Source organism: Paracoccus sp. MC1854, from assembly GCF_014164635.1.
Classification (GTDB): Bacteria; Pseudomonadota; Alphaproteobacteria; order Rhodobacterales; family Rhodobacteraceae; genus Paracoccus.
This window is the reverse complement of record NZ_JACJFU010000104.1, coordinates 1-1,933: the sequence shown is the minus strand read 5'-3', so window position 1 is coordinate 1,933 and position 1,933 is coordinate 1. Positions and strand designations below refer to the sequence as shown.

2 protein-coding genes are annotated in these 1,933 nt (G+C 57.2%); both read left to right on the top strand.

The window, feature by feature from the left end:
• Positions 1–507 (top strand): IS1595 family transposase (locus H5395_RS18235; protein ID WP_182793949.1); only part of this gene is annotated, 507 nt, incomplete at its 5' end.
• Positions 500–1,519 carry a P63C domain-containing protein gene (locus tag H5395_RS18230; protein WP_182793947.1) on the top strand — a complete coding sequence of 340 codons (1,020 nt, stop codon included), beginning with the start codon at positions 500–502 and terminating at the stop codon, positions 1,517–1,519. The genes H5395_RS18235 and H5395_RS18230, both read left to right, overlap by 8 nt.
• Positions 1,520–1,933 lie beyond the last annotated feature (414 nt).

Here is a 1,933-nt window from a genome sequence, read left to right as displayed (position 1 = left end):
ACCTACGTTGGCGGCCGTGAGAAAAACAAGCATTCCAGCAAGAAGCTGAACGCCGGGCGCGGCACAGTCGGGAAAACCGCAGTGGTTGGCATCCGCTCCGCATTCGGCGAGGTCCGGGCTGTCGTTGTCGAGAACACGAAGGCTGCTACCCTTGAGCGGTTTGTGCGCGAACACTGCAAGACCGGCGCAACCATCGTAACGGATACTCATGGCGGCTACATCGGCCTTGAGGCTGCGGGCTTCCAGCACATCCGCATCAATCACTCGGCTGGCGAGTATATCCGCGACATGGCCCATACCAACGGTATCGAGAGCTTCTGGGCCCTCCTCAAGCGGGGTTACATTGGCGTCTATCATTATATGAGCACCAAGCACCTGCACCGCTATGTGAAAGAGTTCTCCTTCCGGCACAATACTGCCAAGATCGGAACGATGGACTTCATTAACATGACCATCGCCCGCATGGCTGGCGAGCGCCTTACCTACAGAGGACTAATCCATGCCTGATGAAAAGAGCGCAATCGAGCCGATTGATGCCAGCTTTGACGAGGTTGTTTCCGCCATCGCGCCTAGGGCCCGAAGGAAGCAGAGCGTGGCTAGCAGCAATGCTGATAGTGACGCAGGACCTCCAAACGAGGCAACCCACAGAGGAACCCTCCAGATAGGGCCCGTGAGCATCCCTTGCGCCGTCTTGCGGGACGGAACTCGTATTCTGTCCGAAAACGGCATCGCCAACGCCCTAGGGGGCAGGAGCGGGGCAGCCAAGCGCCTCAAGACCGCAGCGGCGGAGGCCGGGGCCCATGTGCCTGTTTTTCTGGCCTCAAAGAGCCTTTCTAACTATGTTTCCAAGGATTTGATGGATGGGCCCCTGAAGCCCATAAGCTACATCTCTGGCGACAGTGAAGTGATCGGTTATCAGGCCGAGGCGCTGCCTGAGATATGCAACATCTGGCTACAAGCGCGCCAAGATGGCGTGCTGAACGAGCAGCAGGCAGACAGGGCCCAAGCGGCCGAGATCGTCATGCGCGGCTTGGCCAACTTGGGCGTCATCGCGCTGATTGATGAAGCAACCGGCTATCAGGACACCCGGGACCGGGACGCACTTCAGGCCATCCTCGACAAGTATCTACAAAAAGAGTTCGCAGCTTGGGCAAAGCGATTTCCTGATGCTTTCTATCGCGAGATATTCCGGCTCCGAGGCTGGAGTTGGAATGCTATGTCAGTAGCACGTCCAGGCGTAGTCGGGCGCTACACCAACGATATCGTCTACGAAAGACTCGCACCCGGCATCCTTGAAGAACTTCAACGACTCAATCCTACGCACGAGGAAGGCGGCCGGGCCCGTAAGCACCATCAGTTTCTGACGGACGATATCGGCCACCCCGCACTTGCACAGCACCTACACGCCGTTATTGGTCTAATGCGCGCTTCAGCCACTTGGGAGCAATTCAAGTCACTACTGGATCGAGCCTTTCCGAAGAAAGGGACTCAGTTGCAACTGCTCCTTTCCGACGATTGAGAAGGGGCGGAACGAGAACGAGAAGGACTCGACTCTCGGCTGCGTCACCGAGTAATCTGCAGCGGACGGCTACTACTACCTCTCAGCACCGCAACCCCTGATACGGGCGGGGGCGCGCGGTGCGATCCCGGAGTGTCAGGCTCGTTCCTGGCGATCCGCTAAAGAGGTGGCTATGGTCACTTGCGCGTGGCCGAAACCGGTGAGTGTGTGCTCATATCTCCGGTTTCGGTTTGGACGATGGGAGCATGTTATTGCTCACTGTCGTTCTTATCCGTCTCGCTAAGGTCTTGGAGGACTAGAGACGCGTGAGAAGGTAGTAGCCGTCACCTTTCGATTCACCTTACGGCTCACTGAATCTGGTGTCCACTTGAACCGTTCTAGCCGTCATTCTGGCTAGCTAAGTATATAGACCCC